The 18,901-nt window shown below is 33.0% G+C and carries 13 protein-coding genes, 8 tRNA genes and 3 rRNA genes; 23 read left to right on the top strand and 1 reads right to left on the bottom strand.

Features of this window, described 5'->3' with window-relative positions:
- Positions 1-121: 121 nt before the first annotated feature.
- The 22 genes from VY93_RS03090 (at position 122) to rpmA (ending at position 15,655) form a co-directional block, all read left to right on the top strand.
- Positions 122-1,627, top strand: a 16S ribosomal RNA gene (locus VY93_RS03090).
- Between the two features lie 309 nt (positions 1,628-1,936).
- Positions 1,937-4,819 (top strand): 23S ribosomal RNA (locus VY93_RS03085).
- The 16S and 23S rRNA genes sit together here, the layout of an rRNA operon.
- A gap of 169 nt (positions 4,820-4,988) precedes the next feature.
- Positions 4,989-6,050: a hypothetical protein gene (locus VY93_RS03080; protein WP_020002797.1), complete on the top strand. Its 1,062-nt coding sequence runs from the start codon at positions 4,989-4,991 to the stop codon at positions 6,048-6,050.
- 108 nt (positions 6,051-6,158) lie between these two features.
- Positions 6,159-6,235 (top strand) — tRNA-Pro (locus tag VY93_RS03075).
- A gap of 5 nt (positions 6,236-6,240) precedes the next feature.
- Positions 6,241-6,317: transfer RNA gene (locus tag VY93_RS03070), tRNA-Ala, on the top strand.
- 3 nt (positions 6,318-6,320) lie between these two features.
- A tRNA-Met gene (locus VY93_RS03065) sits at positions 6,321-6,397 on the top strand.
- 12 nt (positions 6,398-6,409) lie between these two features.
- Positions 6,410-6,485, top strand: a tRNA-Ile gene (locus VY93_RS03060).
- 1 nt (position 6,486) lies between these two features.
- Positions 6,487-6,579 (top strand) — tRNA-Ser (locus VY93_RS03055).
- Positions 6,580-6,589: 10 nt separating this feature from the next.
- Positions 6,590-6,665: transfer RNA gene (locus VY93_RS03050), tRNA-Met, on the top strand.
- Position 6,666: 1 nt separating this feature from the next.
- Positions 6,667-6,742: transfer RNA gene (locus tag VY93_RS03045), tRNA-Asp, on the top strand.
- Between the two features lie 4 nt (positions 6,743-6,746).
- Positions 6,747-6,822: transfer RNA gene (locus VY93_RS03040), tRNA-Phe, on the top strand.
- Between the two features lie 119 nt (positions 6,823-6,941).
- Positions 6,942-9,635 carry an isoleucine--tRNA ligase gene (ileS, locus tag VY93_RS03035; protein ID WP_020002799.1) on the top strand — a complete coding sequence of 898 codons (2,694 nt, stop codon included), beginning with the start codon at positions 6,942-6,944 and terminating at the stop codon, positions 9,633-9,635.
- Positions 9,628-10,347: a signal peptidase II gene (locus VY93_RS03030; RefSeq protein WP_020002800.1), complete on the top strand. Its 720-nt coding sequence runs from the start codon at positions 9,628-9,630 to the stop codon at positions 10,345-10,347. The genes ileS and VY93_RS03030 overlap by 8 nt, the downstream gene beginning before the upstream one ends.
- A gap of 254 nt (positions 10,348-10,601) precedes the next feature.
- Entirely contained in the window at positions 10,602-10,865 is a 264-nt protein-coding gene (locus VY93_RS03025; RefSeq protein WP_020002801.1) for a hypothetical protein, read from the top strand.
- Between the two features lie 11 nt (positions 10,866-10,876).
- A complete protein-coding gene (locus tag VY93_RS04410) occupies positions 10,877-11,002 on the top strand; it encodes a hypothetical protein (protein ID WP_020002802.1) in 126 nt (41 codons plus the stop codon).
- A 93-nt stretch (positions 11,003-11,095) separates the two neighbouring features.
- Positions 11,096-11,893 carry a hypothetical protein gene (locus tag VY93_RS03020; RefSeq protein WP_020002803.1) on the top strand — a complete coding sequence of 266 codons (798 nt, stop codon included), beginning with the start codon at positions 11,096-11,098 and terminating at the stop codon, positions 11,891-11,893.
- Between the two features lie 503 nt (positions 11,894-12,396).
- The gene (locus VY93_RS03010; RefSeq protein ID WP_020002805.1) at positions 12,397-12,894 is read left to right on the top strand and encodes a hypothetical protein; all 498 of its coding nucleotides are present in this window, start codon (positions 12,397-12,399) and stop codon (positions 12,892-12,894) included.
- Between the two features lie 32 nt (positions 12,895-12,926).
- Positions 12,927-13,064 (top strand): hypothetical protein, encoded by a 138-nt coding sequence (locus tag VY93_RS04210; protein WP_020002806.1) that lies wholly within the window; start codon positions 12,927-12,929, stop codon positions 13,062-13,064.
- A 102-nt stretch (positions 13,065-13,166) separates the two neighbouring features.
- Positions 13,167-13,272 (top strand): 5S ribosomal RNA (gene rrf, locus VY93_RS03005).
- 68 nt (positions 13,273-13,340) lie between these two features.
- Complete coding sequence (locus VY93_RS03000; RefSeq protein WP_020002766.1) at positions 13,341-14,558, top strand: YitT family protein; 1,218 nt, start codon at positions 13,341-13,343, stop codon at positions 14,556-14,558.
- 535 nt (positions 14,559-15,093) lie between these two features.
- Complete coding sequence (gene rplU / locus VY93_RS02995; protein WP_011283688.1) at positions 15,094-15,396, top strand: 50S ribosomal protein L21; 303 nt, start codon at positions 15,094-15,096, stop codon at positions 15,394-15,396.
- A gap of 4 nt (positions 15,397-15,400) precedes the next feature.
- Positions 15,401-15,655, top strand: coding sequence for a 50S ribosomal protein L27 (rpmA, locus tag VY93_RS02990; RefSeq protein WP_020002765.1), 255 nt, complete (start codon positions 15,401-15,403; stop codon positions 15,653-15,655).
- Positions 15,656-15,687: 32 nt separating this feature from the next.
- Here rpmA and VY93_RS02985 read toward each other — a convergent pair whose 3' ends face one another.
- Positions 15,688-16,428 (bottom strand): DNA-processing protein DprA, encoded by a 741-nt coding sequence (locus VY93_RS02985; protein WP_020002764.1) that lies wholly within the window; start codon positions 16,426-16,428, stop codon positions 15,688-15,690.
- 266 nt (positions 16,429-16,694) lie between these two features.
- Here VY93_RS02985 and VY93_RS02980 point away from each other — a divergent pair, with 266 nt between their 5' ends.
- Positions 16,695-18,812 (top strand): Tex-like N-terminal domain-containing protein, encoded by a 2,118-nt coding sequence (locus tag VY93_RS02980; RefSeq protein WP_020002763.1) that lies wholly within the window; start codon positions 16,695-16,697, stop codon positions 18,810-18,812.
- Positions 18,813-18,901 lie beyond the last annotated feature (89 nt).

The raw sequence follows: 18,901 nt of genomic DNA, 5'->3' as shown, positions 1-18,901 counted from the left end.
TCTTGTTTAAAAACAATTTTTTCTTAACGATTTTTTTATGATATAATTTGCAACTGCAAGCTTAAATTAAATAAGCAATTTGTTCTTTCAAAACTAAATACAATACAAGATACACAACGTCAATTTTGAGAGTTTGATCCTGGCTCAGGATGAACGCTGGCTGTGTGCCTAATACATGCATGTCGAGCGGAATTTAGCAATAAATTTAGCGGCGAATGGGTGAGTAACACGTACTTAACGTACCTTTTAGACTGGAATAACGGTGAGAAATTATCGCTAATGCCGGATATATAAAAAAATCGCATGATTTTTTTAAGAAAGAAGCGTTTGCTTCACTAAGAGATCGGGGTGCGGAACATTAGCTAGTTGGTAGGGTAATGGCCTACCAAGGCAATTATGTTTAGCGGGGTTGAGAGACTGAACCGCCACACTGGGACTGAGATACGGCCCAGACTCCTACGGGAGGCAGCAGTAGGGAATTTTCCACAATGGGCGAAAGCCTGATGGAGCAACACAGCGTGTAGGATGAAGGCCTTCGGGTTGTAAACTACTGTTATATGGGAAGAAAAACTAGTATAGGAAATGATATTAGCTTGACGGTACCATGTCAGAAAGCAACGGCTAACTATGTGCCAGCAGCCGCGGTAATACATAGGTTGCAAGCGTTATCCGGAATTATTGGGCGTAAAGCGTCTGTAGGTTGTTTGTTAAGTCTGGTGTTAAAACTTGGAGCTCAACTCCAAATTGCATTGGATACTGGCAGACTAGAATTGTTTAGAGGTTAGCGGAATTCCTTGTGAAGCGGTGGAATGCGTAGATATAAGGAAGAACACCAACATGGCGAAGGCAGCTAACTGGGAACATATTGACACTGAGAGACGAAAGCGTGGGGAGCAAACAGGATTAGATACCCTGGTAGTCCACGCTGTAAACGATGATGACTAGTTGATGGAAACCATCGACGCAGCTAACGCATTAAGTCATCCGCCTGAGTAGTATGCTCGCAAGAGTGAAACTTAAAGGAATTGACGGGGATCCGCACAAGCGGTGGAGCATGTGGTTTAATTTGAAGATACGCGTAGAACCTTACCCACTCTTGACATCTTCTGCAAAGCTATAGAGATATAGTGGAGGTTAACAGAATGACAGATGGTGCATGGTTGTCGTCAGCTCGTGTCGTGAGATGTTCGGTTAAGTCCTGCAACGAGCGCAACCCTTGTCCTTAGTTACTTTATCTAAGGAGACTGCCCGAGTAATTGGGAGGAAGGTGGGGACGACGTCAAATCATCATGCCTCTTACGAGTGGGGCAACACACGTGCTACAATGGACGATACAAAGAGAAGCAAAATAGTGATATCAAGCAAATCTCAAAAAATCGTTCTCAGTTCGGATTGTAGTCTGCAACTCGACTACATGAAGTCGGAATCGCTAGTAATCGTAGATCAGCTACGCTACGGTGAATACGTTCTCGGGTCTTGTACACACCGCCCGTCACACCATGGGAGCTGGTAATGCCCGAAGTCGGTTTGTTAACTTCGGAGACGACTGCCTAAGGCAGGACCGGTGACTGGGGTGAAGTCGTAACAAGGTATCCCTACGAGAACGTGGGGATGGATTACCTCCTTTCTTACGGAGTACATTAATTTTACAAAAGGCATTTTTTATTAACTGAAAGCTTTTAGAGAAAAATTCTAAAAGCGGTTGTGTATCGCTTTTTTTGCCTTGGGCTATTGTATTTAGTTTTGAGAGAACAACCTCTCTTAAAATTGTTCTTTGAAAACTAAATAGTAATAAAGATATTACAACGACATCAAAAATATAAATTAATTAAGGTTAATTTGTTTTGATACCGAGTTTAAATTATTGAATAATAATTTATTAAAATGTCTTTGAATACATCATAACAATATAACAATAGGACATATTGATACTAACTTTTAAAAAAGTAAGAGTGTGTAGTGGATGCCTTGGGTCTTAAAGTCGATGAAGGACGTGATTACCTGCGATAAGCCTCGTTGAGCTGGATATAAGCTACAAAACGGGGATTTCCGAATGGGGAAACCTAATTAGATTCAAATCTAATTGATTTATAGTGAATTCATAGCTATAAATGCGAGACACGTTGCGAACTGAAACATCTTAGTAGCAACAGGAAAAGAAAATAAATAATGATTCCATTAGTAGCGGCGAGCGAAACTGGAAGAGCCCAAACCAATTTATTGGGGTTGTAGGACAGCCTGTATAAAGTTACAAAACTGTATTATAGTAGAATAAACTGGAAAGTTTAAGCATAGAAGGTGAAACTCCTGTATACGAAATAATATAGACTTTTGGCTGTATCCTGAGTAGGGCGGGGCACGTGAAACCCTGTCTGAATCCGCCAGGACCATCTGGCAAGGCTAAATACTAATAAGACACCGATAGTGAACTAGTACCGTGAGGGAAAGGTGAAAAGAACCCCGAGAGGGGAGTGAAATAGATTCTGAAACTACATACTTACAATTAGTCAGAGCCCGTTAATGGGTGATGGCGTACATCTTGCAGTATGGACCGGCGAGTTATGTTAACATGCGAGGTTAAGTGGATAAAAACGGAGCCGTAGAGAAATCGAGTCTGAAATGGGCGCTATAAGTATGTTGGCATATACCCGAAACCATGTGATCTATTCATGAGCAGGCTGAAGCTTAGCTAACCCTAAGTGGAGGGCCGAACCGTAGTACGCTGAAAAGTGCCCGGATGACTTGTGAATAGCGGAGAAATTCCAATCGAACTTGGAGATAGCTGGTTCTCCTCGAAATAGCTTTAGGGCTAGCGTGTGATGTTAACCTATGGAGGTAGAGCACTAAATATGGAATGGCCGCGCCTAGCGGTACTGACTATAATTAAACTCCGAATGCCATAGCGAATTATCATGCAGTCGGAACCGGGGTGCTAACGTCCCGGCTCGCGAGGGAAACAACCCAGATCGTCAGCTAAGGTCCCAAAATTGTGTTAAGTCAGAAAGGTTGTGAGATTTCATAAACAACTAGGAGGTTGGCTTAGAAGCAGCCACCCTTTAAAGAGTGCGTAATAGCTCACTAGTCAAGAGATCTTGCGCCGATAATGTAACGGGAGTAAAACACAATACCGAAGCTACGGGTACATTTGTACGTTAGAGGAGCGTTCTAAAAGCATTGAAGCTAAATCGTGAGAATTAGTGGAGCTTTTAGAAGTGAGAATGCCGGTATGAGTAACGATTCGCGGTTAGAATCCGCGACGCCTATTGGGAAAGGTTTCCTGGGCAAGGTTCGTCCACCCAGGGTTAGTCAGGACCTAAGAAGAGGCTGAAGAGCATATTCGATGGACAACAGGTTAATATTCCTGTACTGATTATAAATAGTGATGGAGTGACGGAGAAGGATAAAACAGCCTATTATTGGATTTAGGTTAAAGTAAAAACTGGTGAATATAGTCAAATGCGTATTCTACAACTGGAATTTACGATATAAAGTGCTTGCACGAAACTGTTTGATTTCATGCTTCCTAGAAAAACTTCTAAACGTTTAAATTTATAGTCACCTGTACCGAGAACGGACACACGTTCCCAAGATGAGTATTCTAAGGCGAGCGAGAAAACTAGTGTTAAGGAACTCTGCAAATTTACCCCGTAAGTTCGCGAAAAGGGGTGCCTATTTTAATAGGCCACAGTAAATTGTGAGGGGCAACTGTTTATCAAAAACACAGCTCTCTGCTAAACCGTAAGGTGATGTATAGGGGGTGAAGCCTGCCCAGTGCCCGAAGGTTAAGTGGATGCGTTAGCAATTGCGAAGCGTTGAAATGAAGCCCGGGTGAACGGCGGCCGTAACTATAACGGTCCTAAGGTAGCGAAATTCCTTGTCGGCTAAATACTGACCTGCACGAAAGGCGCAATGATCTCTCAACTGTCTCAACACTAGACTCGGTGAAATTATGGTCCCAGTGAAAACGCTGGGTACCCGCATCAAGACGAAAAGACCCCATGGAGCTTTACTACAACTTCGTATTGAAATTTGGCCTAACATGTGTAGGATAGGTGGGAGATAATGATACTAAAACGCCAGTTTTAGAGGAATCAACCTTGAAATACCACCCTTGGTATGTTGAATTTCTAACTTGCATCCATTATCTGGATGGAGGACAGTGCGTGGTGGGTAGTTTGACTGGGGCGGTCGCCTCCTAAAGAGTAACGGAGGCGTTCAAAGGTACACTCAATACGGTCAGAAACCGTATGCAGAGCGCAAAGGTAGAAGTGTGCTTGACTGTGAGACTTACAAGTCGAGCAGGTGCGAAAGCAGGACTTAGTGATCCGGCTATACGTTATGGAACGGTAGTCGCTCAACGGATAAAAGTTACCCTGGGGATAACAGGCTTATCTTGCCCAAGAGATCACATCGACGGCAAGGTTTGGCACCTCGATGTCGGCTCATCGCATCCTGGAGCTGGAGTCGGTTCCAAGGGTTTGGCTGTTCGCCAATTAAAGCGGTACGCGAGCTGGGTTCAGAACGTCGTGAGACAGTTCGGTCCCTATCTGATGTGGGCGTTGGAATATTGATGAGAGCTGCTCTTAGTACGAGAGGACCGGAGTGGACGTACCGCTGGTGTTCCAGTTGTTTTGCCAAAAGCATAGCTGGGTAGCTAAGTACGGAAAGGATAACCGCTGAAAGCATCTAAGTGGGAAGCCCCCTTAAAGATAAGTATTCCCTAAAGATTCCTTGTAGACTACGAGGTTGATAGGATGGAAGTGTAAGTGTAGTAATACATTCAGCTGACCATTACTAATAAATCGATAGATTTAAAAGTTATCAGGATGTATTTAAATTCATTTTGATAAATTATTATAATTACTATTTAGTTTTGAAAGAATAATTAAATTTTTCATAAACTTTGGTTAAAAACTAAAGTTTTTTTATTTTTTTGTGTATAATTCGCAGTTAATAATTTTTACATAGAAATATTAGGAGAATAAAACATGAAAATAAAATTTTTTGTAGAAACTAAAGAAGTTAAATTAGATCAAGAACCAAGAATAATAGAATATACAAAGCTAATTAAAAAGAGCCGTCCAAAGGTAATTAATTTTGAACTTTGAAGGCTAATAGAAGCAATGCTAGAAGAAGATGAACGTGATAAGCTTTTTAAATTCGTAGATAATGACATGCAAAAGTTTTACGTTTATATAAAAACTAAAATAGAATCAAGACTTAAAAACAAAATAGTGATCTTTTCAAGACATTACATAAAAGTAGATTATGATTTTCGTTCAGGACTAGACGCTGCTAAGGTTTATATGATCGATCAATGATATAAAAGATTTAAAACCATGCAAGAAAATATCTATCTTGTTAGAAAAGATAGCTGAAAATACAATAGCTACCTATATGAAAAATCACTATTTCATAAAGTCGATAAAGTAAATCAAGATAATTGCCCTGTTGCTAAATATCCAAAAAACTTCTTTTGAAAACTAGAACAAGAACCATACAAACACAAGAAAAAATACGATCAATATCCTAAAACCATCTTTACTTTAGAAAAGCAGCTAAGACACGCTCCTGAGATAGTATCTTATGGACACTTTTTAGATAATTTATGAAAATTTTTAAATGCAACATATTCATTAAAATTTGATAAAGCCTTTGAAGATAAACTACTATTTAGCTATCTTCAAAGAAAGCATGAAAATTTAATCCTTAACTACGACGTTAGAGTTCCAGAATCGCTTCATAAAATAAAATTCACAAGCAAAAGTGCACAAAATAAATTTCAAAGAGTGCTGCTTGCTGCTAAAGAAAATATGAAAGTTGAATATTTATTTGTAATAATTACAAATGTTTTATATTCAAGCAAAACTCAGCAAAAAGAAAATATTTCTTTTGAAGTTGGAGGAAATTTACCATTTAGCGTATTTGATTTTAAATTTTTCCAATTTATAGATCATAAGGTAGTTTATGATGCTTTTGCTAAATTAAAATCAATCGTAAGAAGCAGCGCATATTTACCTTCAACTAACTGAAAAGAAATTAAAGATTAATCGAAAAGCCCTGTAAAATAGGCAAATAATTTAAAAAAATTTTTAATATATTTTTTAATTTTTTGTTTATAATTATAAAGCTTACAGACGATGTAAAAAATCATGTGTGGAGAAGTAGCTCAGCTTGGTAGAGCGCTACGTTTGGGACGTAGTGGTCGCAGGTTCAAATCCTGTCTTCTTCACCATTTATGGGGGGTTAGCTCATTTGGCTAGAGCGCCTGCCTTGCACGCAGGAGGTGGTGGGTTCGAATCCCATACTCTCCACCATATGGCACTGTAGCTCAGTTGGTTAGAGCATCCGGTTCATACCCGGAAGGTCGTGAGTTCAAATCTCACCGGTGCTACCAATGAATTTAATAGGATCTATAGCTCAACGGTTAGAGCAACCGGCTCATAACCGGTTGGCTACAGGTTCGAATCCTGTTAGATCCACCAAGGGTGATTACCCAAGTCTGGCTGAAGGGACTAGTCTTGAAAACTAGCAGGGGCTTCACGGCCCGCGGGGGTTCAAATCCCTCATCACCCGCCAGTTTATATATCGCGGAGTAGAGCAGTTGGCAGCTCGTTGGGCTCATAACCCAGAGGTCGCAGGTTCGAGTCCTGCCTCCGCAACCAAGGTTCAGTGGTAAAGTGGTTAATACGTCTCCCTGTCACGGAGAAGAACGCGGGTTCGATCCCCGTCTGGACCGCCATTATGGCCCTGTAGCTCAGTTGGTAGAGCAACAGATTGAAGCTCTGTGTGTCGCTGGTTCGATTCCTGCCGGGGCCACCAAAAAAACAAAAAAAGATTTTTTGTATTTTATTTTTTAGTTTGATTTTTTGCTAAAAAATAAAATATTTTTTTTATAAAATAACAAATATACAACTTATATCAAGGATTATTAACTAACTATGTCTTTAGATTTTAAAAAAACATTAAATATGCCGTCAACTAAATTTGACATGAAAGCAAATTTAGTTGAAAAAGAACCTTTATTTAGAAAAAAATGACTAGAAGATGACATTTACCAAAAAGTATTAAAAAATAATGCAAACAATGAGCGTTTTGTCGTTCATGATGGGCCACCATATGCTAATGGTGATATTCACGTAGGTCATGCTTTAAATAAAATTCTAAAAGACATTATTGTTAGATACAAAAGCCTTCAAGGATACTACTCACCTTTTGTTCCAGGTTGAGATACTCATGGACTTCCTATCGAGCATAAAATGCTTACCGAGTCAAAACTTGATAGAGATCAAATAACAGTTGAACTTTTAAGAAAAAAATCAAGAAACTATGCTTTAAAGCAAATTGAGCATCAGAAAAAACAATTTCAGAAATTGCAACTATTTTCTGATTTTTCAAAAATCTATATTACCTTAGATAAAAGCTATGAAGCAAAGCAATTAAAAGTTTTTAAAAAACTAGCTCTTGATGGACTTGTTTATAAAGGCCTTAAGCCAATTTATTGATCACCATCATCTCAGAGCGCGCTTGCTGAAGCTGAGGTTGAATATGAAACCGTAACAACTAATTCAATTTACGTTTCTTTTGATGTAACAAAATCAACATTTAACAAAGTTCCAGTTGGATCAAAGCTTGTTGTTTGAACAACAACTCCATGAACACTTATCGCCAACGCTGCAGTAGCAATTTCTTTTGATATTACATACTTAACAGTTAAATATCAAGATAGTTTATACGTAGTTGCTAAGAATTTATTCTATAATGATTTACTAGAAAAATTCCAATGAGAAAATTATGAAGTAGTTGATGAATTTCTTGGAAAAAAAATGCCAAGAAATTCAATTTGATATAAAGCACCGCTTCTAGATTTCGATGCACCAGTTATTGCAACAAACTACGTTTTAGAAGATAGTGGTACCGGGTTAGTTCACTCAGCGCCACTATTTGGTGAAGACGACTTTAGCTTAACCTTTGATAACGATTTAAAGCTAATAATGCATATTTCAGATACTGGTCACATTGAAAATAGTCAAACTAAATATGACTCGCTATTTTACGAAGAAGCCAATAAAGAAATTATTAAAGATTTAGCTGAAAAAGTAGTTCACGTATATACTTATTCACACTCATATCCTCACGATTGAAGAACTAAAAAACCGATTATCTATAGAGCAACTCCACAATGATTTGTTTCTATAGATAAAGTTAGATCAAAAATAGTATCAGAGCTTCAAAATAACGTTAAAACATTCCCTGAATGATCAAAAAATAGAATGATTTCTATGATTGAAAACCGTGGAGATTGAACTATCTCAAGACAAAGAACTTGAGGAGTTCCAATTATTATCTTCTACGATGAAAACGAAAAACCAGTAATCAACGAAGAAATCTTTGACCACGTAATAGATCTTGTTGCTAATCATGGAACTGATATTTGATTTTCAAGTACAGTAGATGAACTTCTTCCTGAAAAATATAGAAATAGAAACTGAACTAAAGAAAGCGATATTATGGACGTTTGATTTGATTCAGGAGTTTCTTCTATAGCTGTTGATATCGATGGTGGAAAAACTACTCTACCATTTGACGTATACCTTGAAGGATACGATCAATTCCGTGGATGATTTAATTCTTCAGTAATTAATGCTGTGGCATACGCTGGAGTTAGTCCATATATTAATCTAGTATCACATGGTTTTGCTTTAGATGGGCAAGGTAAGAAAATGTCTAAATCTAAAAATAACGTCGTAGATCCGCTTGACGTTATTAAAAAATATGGAGCTGATATTTTGCGTCTATGAGTAGCTAATAGTGAATATTCATCTGACGTTCATATTTCTGAAAGCATACTTGTTCAAAATAGCGAAATCTATAGAAAAATTAGAAATACAGTTAAGTTTTTATTAGGTAATTTAAATAACTTCAAATACGATAAAGATTTAAAACTAACTTCAATTCACCATTACATCAATGAAGAGCTTAAAAGCGTTAAAAAAGAAGTTTTAGAAAACTACGATAAATTTAGATTCATCAACGTTATAAAAGTTTTAAATAGATACGTAATTGATTTATCAAGTTTTTATCTTTCAGTTACTAAAGACATTTTATACATTAGAAAAGAAAATGACGAAGAGCGTCAAATGGTACTTAAAAACTTCTATGAAATACTAGACTTTTTAATGCTAGCGCTTGCGCCTATTATTCCTACCACTGCTGATGAAATGTATTCATATTTTAATAAAGAAAACAAAAAAGAATCACTATTTTTAGAAAGACTTGAAAAAGCAGGCGATGTGAGCTTTGATGAAAAAGTTTTAGAGCAATTTAAAGAATTCTTTGAATTAAGAGACCAAGTTAATATCTTAATTGAAAACCAAATTCAAAATAAAGTAATTAAAAGATCAAATGAATTAGAACTTGTTCTTCCAGAAACTGCAAGTGAATTTCTTAAGTCACTAGATTTAAAAACTCTATTAATGGTTTCAAAAATTTCATATGGAAAAACTCTACAAGTTGTAAAATTTGAATCAGAAAAATGTAAGAGATGCTGAAACCATTTTGCAAGTTTAAATAAAGAATATGAAATTTGTGATTTATGTTTTAGCGTTTTAAAGGATACTTTAGCTAATGCTTAGTAGCATTGAAGTTTATAAACAAAAAATAAATACTTATTTTAAAAAATACAAAAAACAAATACTATTAAATTATTTGGTATTTTTTATTGTACTAATAGTTTTTACTTCAATAGACCAAATAATTAAAACCTTTGTCTTTAAGCATGGAAATGCTTTAGAGATAATCAAAGAAGGTCAACACGCTGGGAAAATTTTATCCCCTGATGGATATAGTTATATAAATCCTGAAAGCATCTGGCCTATCAATCAAATTGACTGAAATGATTATGGAATAATCGGAATTAGAAGCATATGACACCGAGGAGTTACATTTCTATCAACTAGAAATATAGCCTTAATTCAAACTCTAAGCATGTTTATTTTTGTGCTATTAGTTTTATTTCCGCTATTTAACACTAAAAATGGAATATTTAATTCGTTTTTTATCGGGCTGATAGCCGCTGGTGACCTAGGAAACATGCTTGATAGATTTATCTTTGATGGACATGTAAAAGACATGTTCTACACCCCATTTTTAGAAAATTGACTTGATCGCCAACTTGGAACATTTAACTTTGCCGATGCCTGCGTATTTGTTGGAATGATTTTAATTTTTTTATCAACTTTTATCTTTTTTATAGTTGAATTAGTTTCAAAAAACAAAAAGAAAAAAACTGGCAAAATAATCGATGATGATACTAGTGACGATATTCCTACAATTATTAATTTATAAAAGACGCTTATAGCGTTTTTTATTTTTCAAAATGTGAAAAAAATTATGAAAAATATTTTTTATTTTTAAAAAAATATAAATATAAATCTGCATTTTAATGGAAGCAAAATTTTGGCCATATTAATTTAATTAACAAATTAATAGCCAGCTAATTAATACGCAGAAAAAATTTTATTTTTTTGTTAAATTTTATCAACATCCCTGACATATAAAAGCTCTAAATTACAGAGACAAATACATAAAATAGGAGTTTTATGAAAACAAAGAAACTAAATTTACTTAAAGTTGCTGCATTCGGTGTTTTACCTGTTGCATCAGGGGTGGCTTTAGTATCTGCAACTTCAAGCGTAAACTCTACAAATGCAAGATCAAATAATTTTGGATCTTCTGATGAAGATTTTGAAAATAGAGTTGATTTTACACTTAAAGATGACTGTTGAGGAGTTGGCAGCTTCAACTATGCTGGAGGAAAAAACGCACTGATAATGATGCAGAACGTGCTAAATACAATCGTGTAAGCAACGTTTTCATGAACACAGTTACTAAGTCAGATCACAACTGAGAAACTTGAACAAGTATTCCTGGTGTTGACAATTACGTTAATTTCTATAACGCGCTAAATCCTTCAAGTAAAGTATTTGACAGAAACAACTAACTTAAAGATCAAAAAGAATGAGAATTTACATTAAATTCTGCAAATGTATCAAAAAATACCAATTGATTAGCTTAAGATCAAACTTGAGGATTAATGGTGTCAAGGGATATGCGTATTATTCCAGAATCACTTGAAATTCTTGCAGTTCCCCAAAACTCAAAACAACCAGCAAGTGATTTTGACAAATACGCTTGAAAATTAAAAGATCAAAAAGATCAGTGAAAATACCAAACTCAAAATGACTGAACATATATTGACTACAACGTTGGATTTAAAAATAGCACAGTTAGTTCAATGAGCATGTGACATAAGTCATACTTTGGTAGAAATAAATTCTCTTCAGAAGCTAACCGTTGAGAAGTAGCTTCTTGAGCAGAATCAAGAAAACACCTTCAAGAACACAACGGATTAGGACTATTTTTCTTAAACCGTATGTATAACCTAAACAAAGCATGACAAGAAAATGTTTATAAAAGATGAAAAGCAAAAGACATGCTTCCAACACCTAAACTTTCTTGAAGAAGTAAAAATAGAGAAAGATATTCAAAATATACCGGTGCAGGTAACGGAGACGCTTGAGCAGCTAAAGCACAACAACAACTTAATGACTTCTATTACAGAAGCTTTAATAGCGTTTACTTAGCTGGTGTAGGTGAAACTTTAACATTAATATTAAAACAACACATAGACCGTTACAAAAAAGAACAAGGTTGAAAATACGTTCTTCGTTTCAAAACCGAATCTTCACATAAATATTACACCGAAGAAACCGCGCGTTACTACGATAAATTTAAAGCAGGTTCAAGCGGACAATCATTTGTTGCATTAGGATATTCAACAAACGATTGAAACTACCAAACAAAATACCAATACAAAGCGCTATTTTTATAAAAAGCAGACCGTACAGGTAACGAAAAATTTGACGTTAACGTTAAAGAAATGGTTGATCCTACAAAGGATTTAAACTTCCTAAAGCAAGCTTTAAACTAGTTAACGAAACTCTTAAAGCACTAGCAGTTAAAGATCCATATGTTCCAAAAATGAACAAAAACGACTTTAACTGAGACTTTACAAACCAACGTGAACAAAAAGTTTACGAAACTCAAACACTAAGCGCTAGAAGAGCACAATCAAGTAACTTTAACGTCAAATTCGAAATGATGTGAAGTCCGCTATTATCAGTAGATCCTAATACTATGGAAAAGATGAATGAAACCAAAGAAAACTTCTTTTCAAAAAAACTGATCTACAAGTTACAGTACAAAACCCTGCAGATGGACTTCAATTTGGAGTACGTGTATAAAAAGACTTAGATTTAGCAACCAACAAGTTAAACTATAAAGTTGTTTATTACCCACTTGCAGATAAATACTTTGACAAATACCTAGATTCACTTGGATGAATGCCAAAAATACCTAAAAGATTTATTTGTTGCAAAAGATAAAGGTGCAGATTACTATGCAGTTGAAGCTTTAAAAGAAAAAGCAAAAGATCTAAACTGAAAACTAGGTAAATCATGAGAAAAATGACGTCAAGTTGAATCATGAATAAAATCAGATGAATTTACTTCATCAACAGACACATCAGGAAAATCAAAAGCTACAGATGCACTAGCTAAAGCTAAGAAATTCCTAGAATCAGGAGAAAATGGACTTACTTTAGAAAACTTTGAAACTAAATTAAATTCAGTTTCTTCAACCTTAAATTTAAGTTCACTTAAATTAAAACCAGAACCAAGCCAAAAAACAGTTAGCCAAAAGTCATACGACCAATTAGTTTCAGAAGTGTCAAAACTATTATATTTAAGTAGCCTTGAGAAATCAACCTATTTACAAAAACTAAAACAGTCAGATACCCTACAACAAATGAATTTAGTCGGAGCTAAGCTCTAGAAGTTGACTCTCTTCTACAAAAAGGATTCACAATGAGATTCCAATTATGAAGAGCAGGAAAAATACGCGAATTCTGAGCGGTTCAAAATCAACTAACAAAAAGAGTTAAAGATAAAGGAACTCTTAAAAAAGCAGTTCAAGCTAGTGCAAAAGCATTAGGACAAAAATAAATTCATTTTTCATTTAAATAATATTTAGAGAAGTTACATTTAGTAACTTTTCTTTTTTTATTTTTTTATAAAGAAAAAAATATTTTGTGTTATAATATTTCTAATAGTAGCCATAGCGAAGGTTTGCACCTGATACCATTCCGAACTCAGTAGTTAAGCCCTTTAGCGCCTAAGATAGCTGAAAAGCAAAAATCGGGAGCTGCTTTTTTTTATTTTTTTAAGAAAAAATTCAAAATAATAAAAACATAAAAAAATTAATTTAATAAAATTATTACCATGGCCAGCCTAAATAGAAAAAAAATTGCAAAAACCAGCAATTCTACTGCAAAAAAAACTAAAGAAAAATCTGAAAAACCTAAAAAACTAAAAGACGATTTTTCAATTAATTTTCACAGTAAAAATCAAATTCAAGATAATGCATTTTTAGAAAATATTGAAAAGGTAGAAACTCAACTTAGTAAGTCAAAAATCGCTAAAACTCTAGCCGCAAGAAGAGGGCCTTTTACTTTTAAAAAGTTTTGTAAAAACTACTGAAAAAAATTATTTTTAATCTTTTTAGGAGCTCTGATTTTTAACCTTGGAATTCAGGTTTTCCTTTCAAGAAGTGAAACCATTCCATCAGGGCTTACCGGAGTTGCGTCTTTACTACAATTTTCAGTTCCAGAAACAAAACCATATTTTGCCATTATTTATTTTGCAACCAATATTCCACTATTTTTAATTTTTTGAAGAAAAATTCAAAAGAAAAACTTTTTATATTTAACTTTAATTTTCATGGTGTTCCAAATTTTAATTAACTTCGGACTTACCTTGCCACAAGTTGAAAAATTCATTCACACTGTAATTAATTTCGTTTCATTTGACTGAACTAGCACTAAAGCTTATGAGATGAATTTAACATTTTTAATTTTATTAAACTGTACCATTGGGGCTATTTTTGTTGCAATTGGAATTTCACTAATTTGAAAAGCTGGCGGATCAACAGGTGGAACCGATATCATCGTTTACTACTACACAACAAAATACAAAAAAAGCATTGGAAACATTTCAGTTTTAGTAAATATTATTTCAGGGATAATATTTGTTACTATATTTAACTTTTTACGTCCAAATGTAACTCAAGGTGAATATCCTTATCCTATTGTTTTTGGACTTAGAGAGTTTTCAACCTTTTTATATATTTTTATAGTAGGACAAACCATTAACATTTTATATCCAAAATATAAAAAAGTTACTCTATTAATTATTCCATCAGATATTCACAAAGTCATTGCTTACTTTAGATTAATTAACTATTGACACTCATATAGAATCATTAAATTTAGATCAGGATTTACCGGTAATATATCTTATAAAATTGAAACCACCGTTTTACTTCTTGAATCTAAAGAATTAATTCAAGATTTAAAAATAGTTGACCCTAAAGTTTGAATTACAGCAACTACTATTCATAGTCAAAGCGGAAACTTTTTAACATCTTATGTTGAAGAGTAAAACTTTTAGGCTAATTTTCCTTTTTTAGTTTATTTTAGAAATTATTACTTTATATTATGGGAGGTAATAATTAAAATAAATCAATTACAAAAATTAGATAAGAGTCAGTTATCCGAAATCGATCCAGGACTAGGACCAATCGCATTAGGAATACTTACTAGCATCCCACTAATTGTTCAGTCAATTTCTCCCGTAGTGGGACTTATCAAAACAAGCCTTTCACCATATGGGGAAATAAAAGACAAAATGGTTTCTTTTAAATGAAGCTCTAACAATACTAAGCGCCTAACAAACACCTCAGCTTCTAAGAAAAATAGTGACTTTTTAAACTCATATGTAGGTTTTTAAAAATCTTTTTAGAATAGAAAAAAAGATTTTAAATGCATTATAAAATGCATTTTTTTTATTAAAATTTAACCCAATAAAAATATTTAATTTTGCTATAATAAAAAAGTTACCGAATAGTAACCGTTCTAAAAAGGTTTTCAAGCATTTATGCACCTTAAAGACGAGCCACTTATAAGGAGACATTTTAATGTTTGCAATTATAGAAACTGGTGGTAAACAAATTCTTGTAAAAGAAGGTGATTCAATTTACGTTGAAAAACTAGAAGGTCAAGAAAAAAGCGAAGTTAAATTCGATAAAGTTCTTGCAGTTAACGACGTATTTGGAAAACCATATGTAACTGGAGCTGTTGTTCACGGAACAATAGAAAAGCAAGGTAAAGCAAAGAAAATTGTAGTATATCGTCATAATCCAAAATCAACCCACAAAAGAAAATTAGGACACCGTCAACCTTATACATTAGTAAAGATTACAAAAATCAAAGGGAAGTAATTAAATGGCAACAACCAAAGCCGGTGGTTCTACCAAGAACGGCCGTGACTCTCATAGTAAACGGCTAGGCGCAAAATTATACGACGGTCAATTTGCAAAAGCAGGTGCAATTATTTACAGACAAAGAGGAACTAGAGTTTTCCCTGGTGTAAATGTGCAACGTGGTGGAGACGATACATTATTTTCACTTGCAGATGGTTACGTAAAATACGAGAATAAAAGAAATCGTAAATACGTTTCAGTTTATCCAGCAAAATAAATAAAAATCAAAAATTGGGCTTTTGCCCAATTTTATTTCGCAACAGCTTGGATTTGAGTTATTAAATTAGCTCCCGATTGAATTAAGTGGTTATTACCATCTTTTTCATCAAGCGATCCTGGAAAGCAGTTGATATCTTTCCCTAAATTTAAAAACTCGCTTACAAGATTATTAACTTTACTATCTTTATAGCTAGAAAATATCACTAGGCTATTAGCGATAGCGGCTGATAATACATTAGACTGCCTAAAGTTTATTTTTCTAGGATGATCATCGATTGGATATTGTGAAATAATTAAATTATTTTCTAGATTTATATCATCAAATTTACTTGAATTTAATCCTTCTTTAGCGATATAAATAATTGATGCATTTGCATTTTTGAATTCATCAATTAAATGCTTTTCAGAAGCATATGAATTAGTAACTAAAATAGAATTTTCAGTTAGAGTTTTAATATTTTTACTTAAAATTTCTTTAGAGTATTCTGAATTCATTTCATCAACTAAATATAGCCGCTTTTTAGTTAAATCATTAAGAAGATTGATATTACCTTTGTAATATAAAACAAATGGTGGATAGTGAACCATGAAAAGCGACGAAGGATAATTTAAGTCAAATATACTAATAAATTTAATATCGTTTTTTAAATAGATATTAGTTATTTCATCGATTTCACTTTTTCTGAGTTTTTCTTTATCTTTTAAACCTTTATAAATTAAATAGTTATCACCTTTATGTTTATTAGATAAATATAAAAGAATGTTATTCATATTGCCTCCATGCATTTTTTTCTACTATAAAAAGCAAAAAAGTGCCATAGAAAACAAAATGTGGAAAATCGTTTTGATTTTCCACTTGAATTATTAACTAAAAAAATAGAAAGGAGAAAAGTTTATACTTCGACTTTATGAAATTTAAAGAAAAATATAAATCTAGAAACCTAAAAAATTAACAACTTATAAATTTTTACCATTGGGTAGCTTTTTAAAAAAATTACCCATAATTATTATACAGACAATACTAAAGGATAATTGCTATGGAATCAAAAAATTACGAAATAGTTGCAAAAGAGCTAAATATTACTGTTTCACAGGTAGAAACAGTACTAAATTACTTCAAAGAAGGAGCCACAGTGCCTTTTATTGCAAGATATCGTCAAAGCCAGACCAATAATTTAAACGAAGAACAAATTTATGCCATTCAAAGCCTATATTTATATGCCAGTGAGCTTAGCAAGCGTAAAGAAAAAATAATCGAAAAGCTTAAAGAGCTTAATTTATTAAACAATGATCTTGAGCAAAAAATTAATTCTTGCACCAAAAAAAGCGAACTGGAATCTATTTATGAACCATATAAATCAGGAAAAATAACTAAAGCTAAAATGGCAATTGAATTAGGATTAATGCCGCTAGCTTTAAAAATTTGAAACAATAAAAATTCTAGATTTGATTTAAATTTTGAAGCTAGAAAATTTTTAAGCGATAAACTAAAAACTTTAGATGAAGTTATTTTAAATGTTAACTATATTTTGAGCCAAAAAATTAGTGAAGATTTTGATCTTAGAGAAAAGCTAAAAGAAAATATTTTAGCTTACGGAAAACTCATTTGCAAGAAAACTAAAGAACAAGACGAAAATGATAGATTTAAAAATTATTATCAATATTCAACACCTATTAAATATGTTAAAAATCACAATATAATGGCAATTAATAGAGGAAGCAATTTAAAGAAAATAAAGTGAGATGTTTACCTTAATTTTGAAATTTTAGAAAGAATTTCCTTAAGAAAAATTACTAAATTTAAATTCAATGAAGCCTTATTAAAAGATGCAGTTAACGATGCTTTAAAAAAACTAATTTTACCTAGTTTGAAAAATAAAATATTTAGCGATTTATTCGATGAGGCAGAGAAAAAATCAATTGAAATTTTTTCTAATAATGTTGAAACTCTACTAAGCGCTCCTGCGGTATCTGGGCACAACATATTAGCTATAGATCCTGGTTATGTAAGTGGATGTAAACTGGCCGCTCTTTCAGAAAAAGGAAGCGTTTTAGAAATAGCAACCATTTATCCAAATGAACCTAGAAGTAATGTTTCACAAGCCAAAACCAAAGTTTTAGAATTAATCAAAAAACATAATATTACTATCATAGTAATAGGTAATGGAACCGCTTCAAGAGAAACCGAGCAATTTATTAATAATTTAATTCAAGAAAATAATCTTGATAATATTTACTTTTGCATAGTTTCAGAAGCAGGAGCTTCGGTATATTCAGCTAGTGAAATTGCAATCGAAGAATTTCCAAATTTAAGCGTTGAAAAAAGATCTGCAATTAATATTGGAAGAAAATTTTTAGATCCATTAAATGAACTTGTAAAAATAGATCCAAAGTCAATTGGAGTAGGTCAATATCAACACGATGTAAATCAAAAAGAACTTCAAAATTATTTAAATTTTAAAGTTCAAAAAGTAGTTAATAATTACGGAGTTGATTTAAATAGCGCATCAAGAGAAATTCTTTCGTATATATCAGGTCTTGGCAAAAAAACTTCCCAAAATATAATTAATTATAGAAACAAAAATAAAAGTTTTAAATCAAGAGATGAAGTTTTAAAAGTTGATGGAATAGGCCCAAAAACTTTTGAACAATCTATTGGTTTTTTAAGAGTTTTTAATTCAAGTAATTTTTTAGATAAAACCGCAATTCATCCAGAGTCATATAGCCTTGCCAACAAGATAATTAGTGAATATAAATTAATTCCATCTGAAGAAGGAATTAAAAACTTAGAATTAAATGCTAAAGAATTATCAGAAAAATATAGCTCTTCAATTGAAGAGATAAATTTGATTTTATCTTCACTTAAAAATCCAACTAAAATAATTAGATCTTCAAAGCAAGGATACCTCTTAAAGAAAAATTTAATTAATTTAGAAAATTTAAAAATTGGAGATATAGTAGATGCGACAATTGATAATATCACCGATTTTGGATTATTTTGTTATATAGGTTTAAAGGAAAGTCTTTTTGTTCATATTTCTAATTTAGCTAAAAAAGGAAATATCTACGAATCTTATAACTTAAATAATTTAATTAAAGTTGAAATAACTGAAATAAACAAAGAAAATAAAAAAATTTCTGGCAAAGAAATTTAAAAAGCAAATAAAAAAAGCATAAGCTTTAATTTATTATATTTGTAAATAGAATTTGGCTTGGCTTATTGTGCGCATTCTATATATAATGT

Origin of the sequence: Mycoplasmopsis synoviae ATCC 25204 (assembly GCF_000969765.1) — a bacterium.
In the GTDB taxonomy this organism is placed as follows: domain Bacteria; phylum Bacillota_I; class Bacilli_A; order Mycoplasmatales; family Metamycoplasmataceae; genus Mycoplasmopsis; species Mycoplasmopsis synoviae.
This window is presented reverse-complemented; position numbering and strand designations above follow the sequence as displayed.